This window comes from Vibrio sp. 10N.222.52.B7 (assembly GCF_041474275.1).
Taxonomy (GTDB): domain Bacteria; phylum Pseudomonadota; class Gammaproteobacteria; order Enterobacterales; family Vibrionaceae; genus Vibrio; species Vibrio crassostreae_C.
Genome location: NZ_JBFRTU010000675.1, coordinates 1 through 223 on the forward strand (window position 1 = coordinate 1; position 223 = coordinate 223).

General features: G+C 46.2%; 1 pseudogene. It reads right to left on the reverse strand.

Annotated features, from left to right (window positions below):
* A pseudogene (locus AB4512_RS24755) lies at positions 1-223 on the reverse strand (hypothetical protein); the annotation flags it as partial.

Genomic DNA, 223 nt, shown 5'->3' on the forward strand with positions numbered 1-223 from the left:
CAGAGCTGACAAGTTTAATCGACCTTCCACAAAGCTTTCTGTCGGAATAGAGGTTGTTTCACCCGTTTTCGCGAGATAGTCCCAACCTTGTACATTGGGTAGAGTAATTGCCCCGATAGAATCATCATTTGAAATCGCACATATCTTCTCGACACCGACAGCACCACTGCCACATCTTGCTCCCACGAAATCATTCGATTTAGGGTCACCGTCAGTTTGGAAG